This window comes from Streptomyces mexicanus (genome assembly GCF_902506575.1).
Lineage (GTDB): Bacteria > Actinomycetota > Actinomycetes > Streptomycetales > Streptomycetaceae > Streptomyces > Streptomyces mexicanus.
Window position 1 is genome coordinate 5082569 of sequence record NZ_LR732544.1, and the last position, 16415, is coordinate 5098983.

Below are 16415 nucleotides of genomic sequence, written 5' to 3' on the forward strand. Positions count from 1 at the left end.
CCTGTCCCAGGTTGTGCCGGACGCGGACCGCCGCGCTTCAGCCCTGGGGGGTTCCGGACGCGGCCCGCCGCACCAGCCCCATGTAGCGGTCCCAGTCCCAGTGCGGCCCGGGATCCGTGTGGTCGGCGCCCGGCACCTCGGCGTGGCCGACGATGTGCCGGCGATCGACGGGGATGCCGTACCGCTCGCATATCCGCGCCGTCAGCCGCGCCGACGCCGCGTACATCGCGTCCGTGAAGGACGAGGCCCGCTCGACGAAGCCCTCGTGCTCGATGCCGACACTGCGCTCGTTGAACGCCCGGTTGCCCGCGTGGAAGGCCACGTCCAGCTCGCGGATCATCTGGGTGACCTGCCCGTCCGCGCCGACGATGTAGTGCGCGGCGGCCTGGTGCCCCGGGTCCTGGAACGCCCTGACCGCGCTGGACCGGCTGCCCTGGGTGACATGGACGACGACCCGGTCGATCGCGTAGTCGTACGGGCGGTCCGCCCGCCGGTAGTTCGCCGGGGAGGCCGCCAGCCACCGCGCGCCGCGGAAGTCCACCGCGCCCGCCGCCCGCGGCTTCTGCGCGCCCGGCAGCCGCCACCACAGCCGGGACAGCCGGTCCCGCTCCAGCACCGCCCCGCCCGCGACCCCCGCCGCCGCACCGCCGATCAGCAGGGCACGCCTGCCCGGCCGCCGTTCCCCGTCGCGTTCACTCGCCCCCATGCGTGAGGAAACGGATGTCCGGCGCCCGTGGTTCCCGCGCACCCGTACCCTGAAAGGGCTATGACTGACACCCCGCAGCGCACCCGCCCCCTCCGCGTCCTCGCCGCCATGTCGGGCGGCGTCGACTCCGCCGTCGCCGCGGCCCGCGCCGTGGACGCCGGCCACGACGTCACCGGCGTGCACCTCGCGCTCTCCGCGAACCCGCAGTCCTTCCGCACGGGCGCGCGGGGCTGCTGCACCATCGAGGACTCCCGCGACGCCCGCCGTGCCGCGGACGTCATCGGCATCCCCTTCTACGTGTGGGACCTCGCCGAGCGCTTCCGCGAGGACGTGGTCGAGGACTTCGTCGCCGAGTACGAGGCCGGCCGCACCCCCAACCCGTGCCTGCGCTGCAACGAGAAGATCAAGTTCGCCGCGCTGCTGGACAAGGCGCTCGCCCTCGGCTTCGACGCGGTGTGCACCGGCCACTACGCGAAGATCGTCACGCTGCCCGACGGCGGCCGGGAACTGCACCGCGCCTCCGACCTGGCCAAGGACCAGTCCTACGTCCTCGGCGTGCTGGACGAGCAGCAGCTCGCGCACGCGATGTTCCCGCTCGGCGACACGGTCACCACCAAGGAGGAGATCCGCGCGGAGGCCGAGCGGCGCGGCCTCGCGGTGGCCAAGAAGCCCGACTCGCACGACATCTGCTTCATCGCCGACGGCGACACCCAGGGCTTCCTGGCCCGGCGGCTGGGCAGGGCCGAGGGCGACATCGTGGACGAGGCCGGCAACAAGCTGGGCACCCACGAGGGCGCGTACGGCTTCACCATCGGCCAGCGCAAGGGCCTGCGGATCGGCACCCCGGCCCCCGACGGCAAGCCCCGCTACGTCCTGGACATCTCCCCGGTCACCAACACCGTCACGGTCGGCCCCGCCTCCGCCCTGGACGTCGAGGCGCTCACCGCGATCCGCCCCCGCTGGTGCGGCACCGCCCCCACCGGCCCCGGCACCTACACCGCCCAGCTGCGCGCCCACGGCGGCGAGAGCGAGGTCACCGCGGAGGTCGTCGACGGTGAACTGCGGGTCACCTTCACCGAGCCGGTCCGCGGCGTCGCCCCCGGCCAGGCGATCGTGCTCTACGACGGCACGCGCGTGGTCGGCTCGGCGACGATCGCGACGACCCGCCGGGCCACGGCCGGGGCGGCCTGAGGGGCCGGGCCGTATCCGGGCTCACGCCGCGAAGAACTCCGCCAGCACCGGGGCCAGCACCTCCGGCTCCACCGCGTGGGTCTGGCCCTCCAGGACGCGGTAGGTGCCCTGCGGGGCGGCCTCGGCGACCTGGCGGGCCGCGGTGCGCATCGACTCGGGACTCGCGCCGCCCGCGACCGCCAGGACCGGCACGGTGAGCGAGGCCAGCAGCTCCCGCGGGACCGGGCCGTCGCCCAGCACGGCGTCGTCGTAGGCCAGGGTGGGCGCCACCGCCTCCAGGCCCGGCCACATGGGGGACCGGCGCGCGTTGGCGATCATCTGCTCGGCCAGACCCGTCACCCGCAGGAACAGCTCCACCGCGTCGCCGCGCCGGCCCTCCGCGAGCGCCCGGGTCAGGGCGTCGGTGTACGCGGCGCGCTCCTGCGCGCGGCCGGGCCGCACCTCGAACGGCGGCTCGTACACCGCCACCCGGCGCACCGGCAGCCCGCTCGCCGCCGCCCTGAGCGCCAGCGCGCCGCCCGAGGACATGCCGTACAGCGCCGCGTCGCCGCCCACCGCGTCGATCACGGCCGCGAGGTCCTCCACCTCGCGCTCCACCGCGTACGGCGGTGTGTCCCCGCTCTCCCCGCGGCCCCGGCGGTCGTACACCACGGTGCTGAAACGGTCCGACAGCGCGGCGGCCAGCGGCGCGGCCGTGGCGCCCGTCGACATCGCGCCGCTGACGAGGACGACCACCGGGCCCCGCCCGGTGCGGTGGTAGGCGAGGGGGGTGCCGTCACGCGAGAGAGTCTTTTTGTCCATGGCTGTGAAGACTGCCACGGCTCGGGGATGTCACCGGGTCACAACACTTCGGCGGCTCACACCGCCTCCACGTCGACCTCCACGTCGTAGAAGCACAGGTGGTCCTTGAGCGCCGCGACGTCCGGCTTGGGGTCGGGGTACGCCCACACCAGGTCGGGTGCGTCCGGCAGCGACCAGTAGGACGCGGTGCCCTTGTAGGGGCAGTAGGTGTGCGTCTCGGAAGGCGTCAGCAGGTCGAGGCGCACGTCGTCGCGCGGCAGGTAGTAGCGCGGGGGACAGCCGGTCTCGCGCAGCACCAGCGGGCGGTGGCTCTCCGCCAGCACCCGGTCGCCGTGCACCACGCGCACGTGCTCGTCGCTCTGCTCGATGCTGATCGTGTGTCCTTGGGCCATGTAGACAAAGCGCGCGGGGGCGCGTGCTTCTTCCCGCTGTTCCCGGTCTTCCCCGGGCACGGGCGGCCGCCGCGGTACGGTTCGGGCTCGCGCGTGGGGCGCCACCGGCGGCGCCGCGTACCGTTGAGCGCATGAACATCTGCGTCTTCCTCTCCGCCGCCGACCTCGACGACCGCTACACCCGCCCCGCCCGCGACTTCGCCCGGCTGCTCGGCAAGGGCGGGCACACCCTGGTCTGGGGCGGCTCCGACGTCGGGCTGATGAAGGTGGTCGCGGACGGCGTGCAGGAGGCGGGCGGCCGGCTCGTCGGCGTGTCGGTGGACTTCCTGTCCGCCAAGGCGCGCCCCGGCGCCGACGAGATGGTGATCGCGCGGGACCTCGCCGAGCGCAAGAAGCTGCTGCTGGAGAAGGCCGACGCCGTGGTGATCATGGTGGGCGGCACGGGGACGCTGGACGAGGCCACCGAGATCCTGGAGCTGAAGAAGCACGGGCGGACCGACAAGCCGGTGGTGCTGCTGAACACGGCCGGTTTCTACGACGGCCTGCGCGAGCAGTTCCGCCGCATGGAGGACGAGGGGTTCCTGCCGCGGCCGCTGAGCGAGCTGGTGTTCTTCGCCGACGAGCCCGCGGGCGCGCTCGCGTATCTGGAGGAGTCGCTCCCCGGCCGCTGAGCGGCGGGTGCGAGCATGGCGGCATGGCTACACATGTGATCACCGGCGCCGGTTCCGGCATCGGCGCGGCCGTCGCCCGCCGCCTGCACGCGCGCGGGGACCAGCTCGTGCTCCACGCGCGCGACGCGGGCCGCGCGAAGGAACTGGCCGCCGAGTTCCCCGGCGCGCGCACGCTGGTCGGCGACCTGGCCGAACCCGAGCGGCTCAGCTGGGCCTTCTCCCACCAGTCGCTGCCCGACCGGGTGGACTCCCTGCTGCACGTGGCGGGCGTGGTCGACCTGGGCCCGGTCGGTGAGCTGACCCCGAAGACCTGGCGTCACCAGCTCGACGTCAACCTGATCGCCCCGGCGGAACTCACCCGCCACTTCCTGCCCCAACTGCGCGCCGCGCGCGGCCACGTGCTGTTCGTGAACTCCGGCTCGGGCCTGAACGCCCACGCGGGCTGGTCCGCCTACGCCGCCTCCAAGCACGGCCTGAAGGCGCTCGCCGACGCCCTGCGCGAGGAGGAGCACGGCAACGGCGTACGGGTCACCACCGTCTACCCGGGCCGCACCGCCAGCCCCATGCAGGCCAAGGTCCACCAGCAGGAGGGCAAGGAGTACGACCCGGCGAAGTGGATCGACCCCGAGTCGGTGGCGACGGCCATTTTGATGGCCCTCGACCTGCCGCGCGACGCCGAGGTCAACGACCTGACGGTCCGCCCGGGCCGCTGAGGCGCGGGCCCTCGCGCCCGCGGGCCCGGACGCCCGGCGCCGCGGCGGGCACGCCTCCGTTGCCCGAGCGGAGTGTCCCGGGACCCTGCCGTGGGCGCGCGCTCGGGCATCGTGGGCTCCCCTGAGCCCCGCCACCGAGGCCCCGCCGGAGGGGCGCGCTCGCACGCGCCTCCCGGCTCTCGGGCCTCCTGCCCCCTGGACCTCCGCTCCCCGCTCCCGCACCTCGCCGGGAGGCGCCCACCCCCCCGGGCCGCCTGGCTCTTCCGGACCCCGGCTCCCGCGGTCCCGTACCCGTTCCGAAAGCGCGGCCGTACCCGGACCGAAGGCGAGTGCCGGTACCCCTACCGAAGACGCGCCCCGCACCCGCTCCGAAGCCGTGTGCCGGCGTCCCGTCCCAGGCCGCCGGGCACGCGACCTCGCCCCGCCGCCGGAGGCATACGCTTCTCGGGTGAGCGAAAACAGCCAGTTCAGCTTCGGTGCCGCCACCGGGGTCGGGTCGATGCCCGGCGAGGACGCCCGGGAGGCCGTCAAGACCGTCACCGGCACCTTCGAGGACTTCCCCTTCCTGCCCGAGCTGCCCGCCCGGGGGCCCGGCGCCGACATGATCGGGCGGACGGCCGGGATGCTCGTCGAGCTGTACGCGCGCGTGGAGCCCAGCGGATGGCGGATCGGGGACCGGCCCGGACGGGACACCCGGCGGGCACGCTCCTGGCTGCGGCAGGACCTCGACGCCCTGGAGGAGTTCACCCAGGACTACGAGGGCCCGCTGAAGGTGCAGGCGGTGGGTCCGTGGACGCTCGCCGCCCAGCTGGAGCTGAAGAACGGCGAGGCGGCCCTGTCCGACCCCGGCGCCTGCCGGGACCTGGCCGCCTCGCTCACCGAGGGCCTGCGGCTGCATCTGGCCGAGGTGGGCCGGCGGGGGCCCGGCGCCCGGGTCGTCCTCCAGCTCGACGAGCCCTCGCTCCCCGCCGTGCTGCGCGGCCGGGTCGCGACCGCCAGCGGCTACCGCACCCACCGCGCCGTGGACCGGCAGATCGTCGAGTCCACCCTGCGGGAGGTCATGGCGGCGCACGACGGCGGACCCGTCGTCGTCCACTCCTGCGCGCCGGACGTGCCGTTCGCGCTGCTGCGGCGGGCCGGCGCGGCGGGCGTCTCCTTCGACTTCTCGCTGCTCACCGAGCGTGACGACGAGGCGATCGGGGAAGCCGTGGAGGGCGGAACGCGGCTGCTGGCCGGTGTCGTCGGCGGCACGGACGGCCCGTTGTCAGACCCTGCCGGTAGCGTCATGGGTGTCAGAACGCTGTGGCGCAGGCTGGGGCTGCATCCGGGGCTTCTCGCCCGGGCCGTCACCCTCACCCCGGCGTGCGGACTCGCGGGCGCTTCCCCCGCGTACGCACGCCAGGCGCTCGCCCACTGCGTCCGGGCGGCGAGATCCCTCGCGGACAACCCAGAGTAACGGGAGGACAACACGGTGGCCGGCGACAAGCAGCAGGCTCAGACAGCGGTGCCCGCCGAGGCCCGGGAGAAGCACGTGCAGCTGGCGGAGCAGATCGAGGAGCACCGCTTCCGGTACTACGTCAAGGACGCTCCCGTCATCAGCGACGCCGAGTTCGACCGGCTCCTGCGCTCCCTGGAGGAGCTTGAGGAGGAGTTTCCGGAACTGCGCACGCCGGACTCGCCGACGCAGAAGGTCGCCGGGTCGTACGAGACGGAGTTCACGGCGGTCGAGCACCGCCAACGGATGCTGTCCCTGGACAACACCTTCAACGACGACGAACTCGCCGCCTGGGCCGACCGCGTCGCCAAGGAGCTGGGCGAGCAGGACTACCACTTCCTGTGCGAGCTGAAGGTGGACGGTCTCGCCGTCAACCTCACCTACGAGCACGGGCGGCTGACCCGCGCGGCCACCCGCGGTGACGGCCGCACCGGCGAGGACATCACCCCCAACGTCCGCACCATCGCGGAGATCCCGGACCGGCTCAAGGGCGATGAGGTCCCCGACCTGGTGGAGATCCGCGGCGAGGTGTACTTCCCGATGGAGAAGTTCCTCGAACTCAACGAGCGCCTGGTGGCCGCCGGCGACAAGCCGTTCGCCAACCCGCGCAACGCGGCGGCCGGTTCGCTGCGCCAGAAGGACCCGCGCGTCACCGCCACCCGCCCCCTGCACATGGTGGTCCACGGCATCGGCGCACTGGAGGGGTACGAAGGCCTCACCCGCCTGTCGCAGGCCTACGAGCTGCTGCACACCTGGGGCCTGCCCACCTCCCCGCACAACCGGGTGGTCGACGACCTCGCGGGCGTGCGGGAGTTCATCGCGTACTACGGCGAGAACCGGCACTCGGTGGAGCACGAGATCGACGGCGTGGTCGTCAAGCTCGACGAGATCCGCCTGCAGGGCCGGCTCGGCTCCACCGCCCGCGCGCCGCGCTGGGCGATCGCGTACAAGTACGCGCCGGAGGAGGTCAACACCAAGCTGGTCGACATCAAGGTCGGTGTCGGCCGCACCGGCCGCGTCACGCCCTACGCCCAGGTCGAACCGGTGACGGTGGCCGGTTCGGAGGTCGAGTTCGCCACCCTGCACAACCAGGAGGTGGTCAAGGCCAAGGGCGTCCTCATCGGCGACACCGTGGTGCTGCGCAAGGCCGGTGACGTCATCCCGGAGATCCTCGGCCCGGTCGTGGACCTGCGCGACGGCACCGAGCGGGAGTTCGTCATGCCCACCGAGTGCCCCGAGTGCGGCACGTCGCTGCGGCCCATGAAGGAGGGCGACATCGACCTCAGGTGCCCCAACGCCCGCACCTGCCCCGCCCAGTTGCGGGAGCGCGTGTCGTATCTGGCGGGCCGGGAGTGCCTGGACATCGAGCACTTCGGCGAGGTGGCCGCCGCCGCCCTCACCCGCCCGCTGGAACCGGCCGATCCGCCGCTCGCCGACGAGGGCGACCTGTTCGACCTGACGGTGGAGAAGCTGCTGCCCATCAAGGCCTACGTCCTCGACCCGGACAGCGGCCTGCCCAAGCGCGACCCCAAGACGGGCGAGGAGAAGGTCGTCACGGTCTTCGCCAACCAGAAGGGCGAGCCGAAGAAGAACACCCTGGCGCTGCTGCGGAACATCGAAGCCGCCAAGGACCGCCCCCTGGCCCGTTTCCTCAACGGGCTCTCCATCCGGCACGTCGGGCCGGTGGCGGCCCAGGCCCTGGCCCGGGAGTTCCGCTCCATCGACCGCATCGAGCAGGCGAGCGAGGAGGAACTGGCGCGCACCGACGGCGTCGGCCCGATCATCGCCGCCGCCCTCAAGGAGTGGTTCGCCGAGGACTGGCACCGCGAGATCATCCGCAAGTGGAAGGCCGCCGGCGTTCCGCTGGAGGATCAGGGCACCGGCGAGGAGGAAGGACCGCGCCCCCTGGAGGGCCTGACGGTCGTCGTCACCGGGACCCTGGAGCACTACACCCGCGACGGCGCCAAGGAGGCGCTGCAGAGCCGGGGCGCGAAGGTGACCGGCTCGGTGTCGAAGAAGACCTCCTTCGTGGTCGTGGGGGAGAACCCGGGGTCGAAGTACGACAAGGCGGCGCAGTTGAAGGTGCCCATCCTCGACGAGGCGGGTTTCGGCGTGCTGTTGGAGCAGGGACCGGACGCGGCGGCCGAAGTCGCGCTGCAGACCGCCGAGTAGGGGTTGAAGGCCACCCGTACGGCGCATACCAGATGCATACGGGTGGCCGGGGCGCATTCGGGCAACCGCCGACGACCGGTGCCCCAGGAAGCCTTCCGCGGCCTACTGTTGAGGGGTGCGCCTGCCGCTCCCGGCTGCGGCCGGGGCACCCCGTGCTCTGCCAGAGCACGGGGAAGGTTTTTCCGGCGCGGTGTCCCGCGGATCGTCGGGCACCGGCGCCGGGTCGCGTGGCGCGGGCACCGCCGGCTGTGAGAGGGACGGGAATGGAACCGACCGAGAGCGCCGCCCCGCACTCACGGCTGCGCCGGATGACCGGCGTCTGGCGGGGGTGCCTGGGGCGGACCGGGGAGCGTGCGGGCGCACCCGGACATCCGGGGCAGGCCGGCCGCCGGCGGCCCGCCGCCGGTGAGCACGCCGTGACCGCGACCCGGGCCCCGGCCCGCCCGGCCGGCGCCCGGCCCGCCGCGCTGCCGTCCGCCGGGCCGCGCCCGCAGCGGCCCGCACTGCCCGCGGTGGTGGTCGCCGTGGCCGCGCTCGCCCTCGGCGCCGGCTTCTACCGGGCCTTCACCGCCGGTCACGCGCTCTTCCCCGCCGGATCGGCCGGCTGGTCGCTGGCCGTGCTCACCGGGATCATCGTCGGCCACCTGGTGATGCTGGGCCGCGCCCGCTGGTGGGGCGGCACCGGCTCCGGCACGGCACTGACCCTGGCCGTGCTCCTGCTCTACGGCTGGGTGCCCGCCGGCCTGGTCAGCCTCACCGTCGTCGTCCTGGTCGGCATAGCCCGCCGCCACCGCTGGCGGCCCGGCGTGCTCGACGGCGCCGTGGACATCACCGGGCTCGGTGCCGCCGCGCTCGTCCTGGGCGCCCTCGGCCGCGTCCCGAGCGTGGAGCGGCCCTGGGACCCGGCCACCTGGACGGCGTACACCGCCCTGGAGGTGGTGCTGGTGGCGGCCGTCTACCTCACCGTCACCCGCACCCTGCTGTGGTTCCTGCACTCGCCGCCCGCCGACGGCCTGCCCACCGTGGCCCGCACCGCCCTGACCAGGCAGGGCCTGGTCGCGGTCGCCCTGCTCGGCATCGCGCCGCTGATCTGCGTCGTCGCCGTCGCCGAGCCGGTGCTGCTGCCGCTGTTCGCCATTCCGCTCATCGCCCTGGACTCCACGCTGTGGATCGCCCGCGCCCGGGCCGAGGAGCAGCTGCGTGACCGGCTCACCGGACTGCCCAACCGGCAGTGGCTCCTGGAGCGCATCTGGACCGCCCTCGACGACGCCGAACGCATCGGAGCCCGCTCCGCCCTGATGCTGATCGACCTCGACCGGTTCCGCTCGGTCAACGACACGCTCGGTCATCTCGCCGGGGACCGGCTGCTGCTGCAGATCGCCGACCGGCTGCGCCAGGCGCTGCCGCGCGGCGCGGAGGCCGCCCGGCTCGGCGGGGACGAGTTCGCCGTGTTACTGCCCGTGGCCGACTCCACGACGTCCGCGACCCGCGTCGCCCGCGCCCTGGTCACCACCCTCAGCTCGCCGCTCGACCTGGACGGGCTCACCCTCGTCCTGGAGGCCAGCGCCGGTGTGGCGGTCTTCCCCGACCACGCCCTGGACGCGGAGGGCATGCTGCGCCGCGCCGACGTGGCGATGTACCAGGCCAAGCGGGACCGCACCGGTGTGGAGGTCTACGAGTCCAAGCGGGACTCCAACACCCCCGACCGGCTCGGACTGCTCGGCGACCTGCGCCGTGCCCTGGACGCCCACGAGGTCCAGCTGCACTACCAGCCCAAGGTCCGCTTCGACGGGCAGGTCGCCGGGCTGGAGGCGCTGGTGCGCTGGGTGCACCCCGAGCGCGGCAAGGTCCCGCCGGACGAGTTCATAGCGATCGCCGAGTCCTCCGGGCTGATGCCCCACCTGACGGAGTACGTGCTGGAGACGGCCCTGGAGCAGGTCGCCGCCTGGCGCGCCCAGGGGCTGTACGTGCCGGTCGCGGTCAACGTCTCCCCGCGTGACGTGCACACCCCCGGCTTCGCCGGCTCGGTGGCGGCACGACTGGCCCGGCACGGCGTCCCGGCGGGCGCCCTGCAACTGGAGATCACCGAGCACGTGCTCCTGGAGGACCCCCAGCGGGCCGCCGACACCCTGGCCGCGCTGACCGGGCACGGCGTGAAGATGTCCCTGGACGACTTCGGCACCGGCTACTCCTCCCTGGTGCACCTGCGCCGGTTGCCGGTGAGCGAGCTGAAGATCGACCGCTCGTTCGTGGCACAGCTGGCGGTGGACACCGAGGACGCCGAGATCGTCCGCTGCACCGTCGACCTCGCGCACTCCCTCGGCCTGCTCGTCGTCGCCGAGGGCGTCGAGGACGACGAGACCTGGGAACGCCTGCGCGACCTGGGCTGCGACGCCGTCCAGGGCTGGCTGGTCGCGGCCGCGATGCCGCCGGAGGAGACGACGGCCTGGCTGCGGGCGCGCGGTCCGCGCGGCCGGGGGTGCTGGGCGTGGGCGGCCGGACCGTCGACCCGCGGCGCCGCGGGGGGGAGCTGGCCGGCGTCCGCCTCGCCCTGACCCGCCGCGAGTTCGACCTGCTGGCCTTCCTGGCCGGGCGGCCCGGCGTCGTCGTGGCGCGCCGCGAACTGCTGGCCGAGGTGTGGCAGCAGTCTGTCCACCGCCAGCTGTGCCACGAACGAGCGGTCGATCTTCAGCTCGCTCACCGGCAACCGGCGCAGGTGCACCAGGGAGGAGTAGCCGGTGCCGAAGTCGTCCAGGGACATCTTCACGCCGTGCCCACCCGGCGCCCCCGGCCGCCTCGCGCCGGGCCTCGCGTCGCCTCCGACCGGCGCGCATCGCGTCCAGCGCCGCCCCCGACCGGTGTCCCGGGCTCCGCGCCGTTCCCGGGCGACGCCCCCGGCCGCCGCGCGCCGCGCCTCGCTCGCCCCGGCCGACCCTCGAGGCGACGCCCGCGCCCCCTGTCGGTCAAGGGGCTGCGGGTCGGCACGCTCGGGGTGCCGGGCCTGGACCTGCCGGGCCTGATCCTGCCGGCCTGGGTCGGGGCCTGGGCCGAGGCGTGGTTCTTGCTCTGCGTGGCACTCGTCCCGCTCCTCGACACGCTGATCGTCGTGCGCTACGGCGGCACGAAAGCCGTAGCCTTCGGGATCTGCTGCGCCATCGCGATCGTTGTACCGATCAGTGCCGGAATGCTCTTCGTGGTCCGACCGGGACGCGCAAGACGTGTAAGGGGAGATCCACCATGTCACTGTTCGTGCCGACGTTCGACGAGAGTGTGGTCGTCCGGGAAGCCGAGGCGGAGGTCGTCGGCCGGGCGCCCGCCACCATCCGCCTGCTGGCCGACAGCAGCGCGACCGGCGGCGCCCTGTCCACCCAGCGCGTCACTCTCCAGGCGGGCGCCGACGGCGCCGAGCCGCACTGGCACGACCGCTCCGCCGAGATGTTCTTCCTGCTCGACGGCGCCGCCGACATCCTCTCCGGCGAGGACGTCCTGACCGCGGGCCCCGGCGACCTCGTCGTCGTCCCGCCCGGCAAGCCGCACGCCTTCGCGGCCGTACCCGGAGCCGACGCCGACCTGCTCATCGTCCTCACACCCGGCGTCGAGCGCTTCGAGTACTTCCGGCACCTGCAACGCATCCGCCTGGGCGAGGCCACCCGGGAGAGCCTGCTCCAGGTCCAGGAGCTGTACGACAACCACTTCCTGAAGAGTTCGGCCTGGGAGACCCGCCGCGGCTGAGCCGCACAAGGGGAAACCGTTTCACGGCCACCGCCCCCCGCCCCATAGGATTGGGGACTGGCGTCACATTCCCGCCTGCCCCGCGACGCCTGGCACGCACGCTCGCCGCGTTGCCGAACCGCCCACGTGGCTGCCGCCACGAGGGCGCTCCGGCGCCTTGCGATCGCACGCACCAGACGCCGCGCGGCCCGCCCCACGGGCGGTCGGCGTGAACGCGACGCCGGCCCCCGGCCCCCAACCACACACACTCACCCCAGAGGATCGCTGCATGCCTGGCATCACGCGCGAGGAGGTCGCCCACCTCGCCCGGCTGGCGCGTCTGGAGCTGAAGCCCGAAGAGCTAGACCACTTCGCGGGACAGCTGGACGACATCATCGGCGCGGTGGCCCGCGTCAGTGAGGTCGCCGACCAAGACGTACCGCCGACCTCCCACCCGCTGCCGCTGACGAACGTCATGCGCGCGGACGAGGTCCGTCCGTCGCTCACCCCCGAGCAGGCGCTGTCCGGCGCCCCCGCCCAGGAGCAGCAGCGTTTCAAGGTGCCGCAGATCCTGGGGGAGGAGTGACCGCCATGACGGACACGAACAGCATCATCAAGCTCACGGCCGCCGAGATCGCCGCGAAGATCGCCTCCGGCGAGCTGACGGCCGTCGAGGTCACCGAGGCCCACCTGGCCCGCATCGAGGCCGTCGACGAGAAGGTGCACGCCTTCCTGCACGTCGACCGCGAGGGCGCCCTCGCCCAGGCCCGCGCCGTGGACGCCAAGCGCGAACGCGGCGAGAAGCTCGGCCCGCTGGCCGGCGTCCCGCTCGCGCTCAAGGACATCTTCACCACCGAGGGCGTGCCGACCACCGTCGGCTCCAAGATCCTCGAGGGCTGGATCCCGCCGTACGACGCCACGCTCACCAAGCGGCTCAAGGCCGCCGACGTGGTGATCCTCGGCAAGACCAACATGGACGAGTTCGCCATGGGGTCCTCCACCGAGAACAGCGCCTTCGGGCCGACCGGCAACCCCTGGGACCTGACCCGGATCCCCGGCGGCTCCGGCGGCGGCTCCTCCGCGGCCCTGGCCTCCTACCAGGCCCCGCTCGCCATCGGCACCGACACCGGCGGCTCCATCCGCCAGCCGGCCGCCGTCACCGGCACGGTCGGCGTGAAGCCGACGTACGGCGCGGTCTCCCGCTACGGCATGGTCGCCTTCTCCTCCTCCCTGGACCAGGGCGGCCCGTGCGCCCGCACGGTGCTGGACGCCGCGCTGCTGCACGAGGTGATCGCCGGGCACGACCCGATGGACTCCACCTCCATCGACGCCCCGGTCCCGCCGGTCGTCGAGGCGGCCCGCAACGGCAGCGTGCGGGGCATGCGCGTCGGCGTGGTCAAGCAGTTCCGCGGCGAGGGCTACCAGGCCGGCGTCATCCAGCGCTTCGACGAGTCCGTCGAGCTGCTGAAGGAGCTGGGCGCCGAGATCGTCGAGCTGGACTGCCCGTCCTTCGACCTGGCCCTGTCGGCGTACTACCTGATCGCGCCGAGCGAGTGCTCCTCCAACCTGGCCCGCTTCGACGGCCTGCGCTACGGCCTGCGCACCGGCGACGACGGCAGCCACTCCGCGGAGGAGGTCACCTCGCTCACCCGCGAGGCGGGCTTCGGCCCGGAGGTCAAGCGCCGCATCATGCTCGGCACCTACGCCCTCAGCTCCGGCTACTACGACGCCTACTACGGCAGCGCCCAGAAGGTCCGCACGCTCATCAAGCAGGACTTCGACAAGGCGTTCGAGCAGGTCGACGTGATCGTCTCCCCGACGACCCCGACCACCGCCTTCCCGATCGGCGAGCGCGCCGACGACCCGATGGCGATGTACCTCGCCGACCTGTGCACCATCCCGACCAACCTGGCGGGCAACGCGGCCATGTCCCTGCCCTGCGGCCTCGCCCCGGAGGACAACCTCCCGGTGGGCCTGCAGATCATCGCCCCGGTGATGAAGGACGACCGCCTGTACAAGGTGGGTGCCGCCGTCGAGGCCGCCTTCGTGGAAAAGTGGGGACACCCGCTCCTGGAGGAGGCTCCGTCGCTGTGAGTGCACTGTCCAAGGCCAAGGGCTTCAAGAAGTCCAAGTCCGGTACGTACCTGTCCATGGCCACGACCGCGTTCGGCGCGATCGGTGTCGCCAAGCAGATCAAGAAGGCCCGCGCCGAGAGCGACACGCTGCGGCTGATCGACGCCGTCGTCACCGCCGCCGGCGTCGTCACCGGCCTCGCCATCCTCTACCGCGAGCTGAAGCGGCTGGGCGACGACGACGTCCTGCTGGGCTGAGAGGGAAGTTTCACCGTGACCACCACGACCGACCTGGTGTCGTACGAGGACGCGCTCGCGTCGTACGACCCCGTCATGGGCCTCGAGGTCCATGTCGAACTCGGCACCAAGACCAAGATGTTCTGCGGCTGCTCGACCGTGCTCGGCGCGGACCCGAACACCCAGACCTGCCCGGTCTGCCTCGGCCTGCCCGGCGCGCTCCCGGTCGTCAACGCGACCGGCGTGGAGTCCGCCATCAAGATCGGTCTCGCGCTGAACTGCGAGATCGCCGAGTGGTGCCGCTTCGCCCGGAAGAACTACTTCTATCCGGACATGCCGAAGAACTTCCAGACCTCCCAGTACGACGAGCCGATCGCCTTCAACGGCTACCTCGACGTGCAGCTGGAGGACGGCGAGACCTTCCGCGTGGAGATCGAGCGCGCCCACATGGAGGAGGACACCGGCAAGTCGACGCACGTCGGCGGCGCCACCGGCCGTATCCACGGCGCGTCCCACTCCCTGCTGGACTACAACCGCGCCGGCATCCCGCTCATCGAGATCGTCACCAAGCCGATCGTCGGCGCCGGCGAACGCGCCCCGGAGGTGGCGAAGGCGTACGTCCGCGAGCTGCGCGAGGTCATCCGCGCCCTCGGCGTGTCCGAGGCGCGCATGGAAATGGGCCAGATGCGCTGCGACGTGAACCTGTCGCTGATGCCCAAGGGCGCCGACAAGTTCGGCACCCGCTCCGAGACGAAGAACGTCAACTCGCTGCGGTCCGTGGAGCGCGCGGTCCGCTTCGAGATCCAGCGCCACGCGGCCGTCCTCTCCGACGGCGGCACGATCGTCCAGGAGACCCGCCACTTCCACGAGGACACGGGCTCCACGACCTCCGGCCGGGTCAAGGAGGAGGCCGAGGACTACCGGTACTTCCCCGAGCCGGACCTGGTGCCGGTCGCCCCGTCCCGCGAGTGGGTCGAGGAGATCCGTGCCGCGCTGCCCGAGCTGCCGCTGGTGCGGCGCAACCGGCTGCGCGAGGAGTGGGGGATCTCCGGCACGGACATGCAGGCCATCCTCAACGCCGGCGCGCTCGACCTGATCGTCGCCACCATCGACGCCGGGGCCGACGCGGCCTCCGCCCGCAAGTGGTGGATGGGTGAGCTGGCCCGCCAGGCCAACGAGTCCGGCAAGGCCCTGGACGAGCTGGCGATCACGCCGCAGCAGGTCGCCCGGGTGACCGAGCTGGTCGCGTCCGGCGACCTGAACGACAAGCTGGCCCGCCAGGTCATCGAGGGCGTCCTCGCCGGCGAGGGCACCCCGGACGAGGTGGTCGAGGGACGCGGCCTGAAGGTCGTCTCCGACGAGGGCGCGCTGACCGCCGCCGTCGAGGAGGCCATCGCCGGCAACCCGGCCATCGCGGACAAGGTCCGCGGCGGCAAGGTCGCCGCGGCCGGCGCCCTGGTCGGTGCGGTCATGAAGGCCACTCGCGGCCAGGCCGACGCGGCCCGCGTCAAGGAGCTGATCCTGCAGAAGCTGGGCGTCAGCGAGGGCTGACCCGCCGACGACGCCCCAGGGGGACGCATCGCGTACGCCGATGCGTCCCCCTGCGCGTACCCGGGCCCGGTCCGGACGTCCTCGTGGGGCGCGGACCCCCTGTCCGGCGTGCGGCGCCGAGGCGCTACGCTCGCGCGCCATGAGTGGAGGCGCCGTTTCCGAAGCACCCGCCGCGATATCCGAGGCCGACGCCCCCGTCCGGACCCGGGGCGCCGCTGACGCCGTTGATGCCGTTGACGCTGCTGACGCCGTTGAGGACGTCGTCGAGCACGCCGCCGAAGACGACGCCGGAAACGACATCGAGGACGACGTCCAGGACCCCGCCCAGGTCGCTCGCCGGGCCCGCTGGACCGCCGCCGGCACCGGCGTGCTGCTGACCCTCGCCGGGTTCGCCGCGGCCCTGCTGCGCCTCGCCGCCTCCGCCCCGGCCCGCGTGCCCGCCGCCTACGGCGCCGGCGCCGCCGTCTGCGCGTGCGCCGCCCTCCTCGGCGCCCGGGGCCACACCCGGCGGGCGCTGTGGCTGCTGATCGCCGGGGTCATGGTGATGGCGCTCGGCGACCAGTTCGACTGAGGCAGCCGGTTCCCCTGATCCGATCGACCGACTGATCCGATCGACCCGTCTGATCCGATCGACCCGTCTGATTCGCTCGACCCGTCTGATTCGATCGACCGGACTGGTCCCATCGACCGGACTGATCCGATC

The 16415-nt window shown here is 73.2% G+C and carries 15 protein-coding genes and 2 pseudogenes; 13 read left to right on the forward strand and 4 right to left on the reverse strand.

Going from position 1 to position 16415, the window contains the following annotated elements; all coding sequences use genetic code 11:
• Window positions 1-37: 37 nt before the first annotated feature.
• Window positions 38-706 (reverse strand): N-acetylmuramoyl-L-alanine amidase, encoded by a 669-nt coding sequence (locus GV126_RS22880; RefSeq protein WP_159669914.1) that lies wholly within the window; start codon window positions 704-706, stop codon window positions 38-40.
• A gap of 60 nt (window positions 707-766) precedes the next feature.
• Between GV126_RS22880 and mnmA the strand changes: the two genes are divergently transcribed.
• Window positions 767-1897 (forward strand): tRNA 2-thiouridine(34) synthase MnmA, encoded by a 1131-nt coding sequence (gene mnmA / locus GV126_RS22885; protein WP_159669917.1) that lies wholly within the window; start codon window positions 767-769, stop codon window positions 1895-1897.
• Window positions 1898-1918: 21 nt separating this feature from the next.
• Here the strand turns inward: mnmA and GV126_RS22890 are convergent, their stop codons facing one another.
• The gene (locus GV126_RS22890; protein WP_159669920.1) at window positions 1919-2698 is read right to left on the reverse strand and encodes an alpha/beta fold hydrolase; all 780 of its coding nucleotides are present in this window, start codon (window positions 2696-2698) and stop codon (window positions 1919-1921) included.
• 56 nt (window positions 2699-2754) lie between these two features.
• Window positions 2755-3090 carry a DUF427 domain-containing protein gene (locus GV126_RS22895; protein WP_159669923.1) on the reverse strand — a complete coding sequence of 112 codons (336 nt, stop codon included), beginning with the start codon at window positions 3088-3090 and terminating at the stop codon, window positions 2755-2757.
• Window positions 3091-3221: 131 nt separating this feature from the next.
• Between GV126_RS22895 and GV126_RS22900 the strand changes: the two genes are divergently transcribed.
• From GV126_RS22900 to GV126_RS22925, 6 genes and pseudogenes are all read left to right on the forward strand, one after another.
• Window positions 3222-3761: an LOG family protein gene (locus GV126_RS22900; protein WP_159669926.1), complete on the forward strand. Its 540-nt coding sequence runs from the start codon at window positions 3222-3224 to the stop codon at window positions 3759-3761.
• A 23-nt stretch (window positions 3762-3784) separates the two neighbouring features.
• Window positions 3785-4474: an SDR family oxidoreductase gene (locus GV126_RS22905; protein ID WP_159669929.1), complete on the forward strand. Its 690-nt coding sequence runs from the start codon at window positions 3785-3787 to the stop codon at window positions 4472-4474.
• A 448-nt stretch (window positions 4475-4922) separates the two neighbouring features.
• The gene (locus GV126_RS22910) at window positions 4923-5930 is read left to right on the forward strand and encodes a methionine synthase (protein ID WP_159669932.1); all 1008 of its coding nucleotides are present in this window, start codon (window positions 4923-4925) and stop codon (window positions 5928-5930) included.
• Between the two features lie 15 nt (window positions 5931-5945).
• Window positions 5946-8141, forward strand: coding sequence for an NAD-dependent DNA ligase LigA (gene ligA, locus GV126_RS22915; RefSeq protein ID WP_159669935.1), 2196 nt, complete (start codon window positions 5946-5948; stop codon window positions 8139-8141).
• 263 nt (window positions 8142-8404) lie between these two features.
• Window positions 8405-10696 carry a putative bifunctional diguanylate cyclase/phosphodiesterase gene (locus GV126_RS22920; protein ID WP_236570076.1) on the forward strand — a complete coding sequence of 764 codons (2292 nt, stop codon included), beginning with the start codon at window positions 8405-8407 and terminating at the stop codon, window positions 10694-10696.
• A pseudogene (locus GV126_RS22925) lies at window positions 10606-10791 on the forward strand (winged helix-turn-helix domain-containing protein); the annotation flags it as partial. The gene GV126_RS22920 and the pseudogene GV126_RS22925, both read left to right, overlap by 91 nt.
• On the opposite strand, the pseudogene GV126_RS22930 reads toward GV126_RS22925, so the two are convergent.
• A pseudogene (locus GV126_RS22930) lies at window positions 10792-10926 on the reverse strand (EAL domain-containing protein); the annotation flags it as partial. It abuts the pseudogene before it with no gap.
• Window positions 10927-11378: 452 nt separating this feature from the next.
• Between GV126_RS22930 and GV126_RS22935 the strand changes: the two are divergent.
• The 6 genes from GV126_RS22935 (at window position 11379) to GV126_RS22960 (ending at window position 16283) form a co-directional block, all read left to right on the forward strand.
• Window positions 11379-11873 carry a cupin domain-containing protein gene (locus GV126_RS22935; RefSeq protein ID WP_159669938.1) on the forward strand — a complete coding sequence of 165 codons (495 nt, stop codon included), beginning with the start codon at window positions 11379-11381 and terminating at the stop codon, window positions 11871-11873.
• 268 nt (window positions 11874-12141) lie between these two features.
• On the forward strand, window positions 12142-12438 hold the full coding sequence (gatC, locus tag GV126_RS22940; protein WP_006130840.1) for an Asp-tRNA(Asn)/Glu-tRNA(Gln) amidotransferase subunit GatC: 297 nt from the start codon (window positions 12142-12144) through the stop codon (window positions 12436-12438).
• A 5-nt stretch (window positions 12439-12443) separates the two neighbouring features.
• Entirely contained in the window at window positions 12444-13946 is a 1503-nt protein-coding gene (gene gatA / locus GV126_RS22945) for an Asp-tRNA(Asn)/Glu-tRNA(Gln) amidotransferase subunit GatA (protein WP_159669941.1), read from the forward strand.
• Window positions 13943-14182, forward strand: a complete 240-nt coding sequence (locus GV126_RS22950) for a hypothetical protein (protein WP_028425145.1) — start codon at window positions 13943-13945, stop codon at window positions 14180-14182. The genes gatA and GV126_RS22950 overlap by 4 nt, the downstream gene beginning before the upstream one ends.
• A gap of 15 nt (window positions 14183-14197) precedes the next feature.
• The gene (gatB, locus tag GV126_RS22955; RefSeq protein ID WP_159669944.1) at window positions 14198-15712 is read left to right on the forward strand and encodes an Asp-tRNA(Asn)/Glu-tRNA(Gln) amidotransferase subunit GatB; all 1515 of its coding nucleotides are present in this window, start codon (window positions 14198-14200) and stop codon (window positions 15710-15712) included.
• Between the two features lie 139 nt (window positions 15713-15851).
• Window positions 15852-16283: a hypothetical protein gene (locus GV126_RS22960; RefSeq protein WP_159669947.1), complete on the forward strand. Its 432-nt coding sequence runs from the start codon at window positions 15852-15854 to the stop codon at window positions 16281-16283.
• Window positions 16284-16415: the final 132 nt, after the last annotated feature.

What these genes read in the sequence shown, in the direction of transcription:
- GV126_RS22960 (WP_159669947.1), top strand. Translation starts at nt 15,852, where the DNA reads ATGAGTGGAGGCGCCGTTTCCGAAGCACCCGCCGCGATATCCGAGGCC.
- GV126_RS22905 (WP_159669929.1), top strand. Translation starts at nt 3,785, where the DNA reads ATGGCTACACATGTGATCACCGGCGCCGGTTCCGGCATCGGCGCGGCC.
- GV126_RS22880 (WP_159669914.1), bottom strand. Translation starts at nt 706, where the DNA reads ATGGGGGCGAGTGAACGCGACGGGGAACGGCGGCCGGGCAGGCGTGCC.
- gatC (WP_006130840.1), top strand. Translation starts at nt 12,142, where the DNA reads ATGCCTGGCATCACGCGCGAGGAGGTCGCCCACCTCGCCCGGCTGGCG.
- GV126_RS22920 (WP_236570076.1), top strand. Translation starts at nt 8,405, where the DNA reads ATGGAACCGACCGAGAGCGCCGCCCCGCACTCACGGCTGCGCCGGATG.
- GV126_RS22935 (WP_159669938.1), top strand. Translation starts at nt 11,379, where the DNA reads ATGTCACTGTTCGTGCCGACGTTCGACGAGAGTGTGGTCGTCCGGGAA.
- GV126_RS22900 (WP_159669926.1), top strand. Translation starts at nt 3,222, where the DNA reads ATGAACATCTGCGTCTTCCTCTCCGCCGCCGACCTCGACGACCGCTAC.
- GV126_RS22895 (WP_159669923.1), bottom strand. Translation starts at nt 3,090, where the DNA reads ATGGCCCAAGGACACACGATCAGCATCGAGCAGAGCGACGAGCACGTG.
- gatA (WP_159669941.1), top strand. Translation starts at nt 12,444, where the DNA reads ATGACGGACACGAACAGCATCATCAAGCTCACGGCCGCCGAGATCGCC.
- mnmA (WP_159669917.1), top strand. Translation starts at nt 767, where the DNA reads ATGACTGACACCCCGCAGCGCACCCGCCCCCTCCGCGTCCTCGCCGCC.
- GV126_RS22890 (WP_159669920.1), bottom strand. Translation starts at nt 2,698, where the DNA reads ATGGACAAAAAGACTCTCTCGCGTGACGGCACCCCCCTCGCCTACCAC.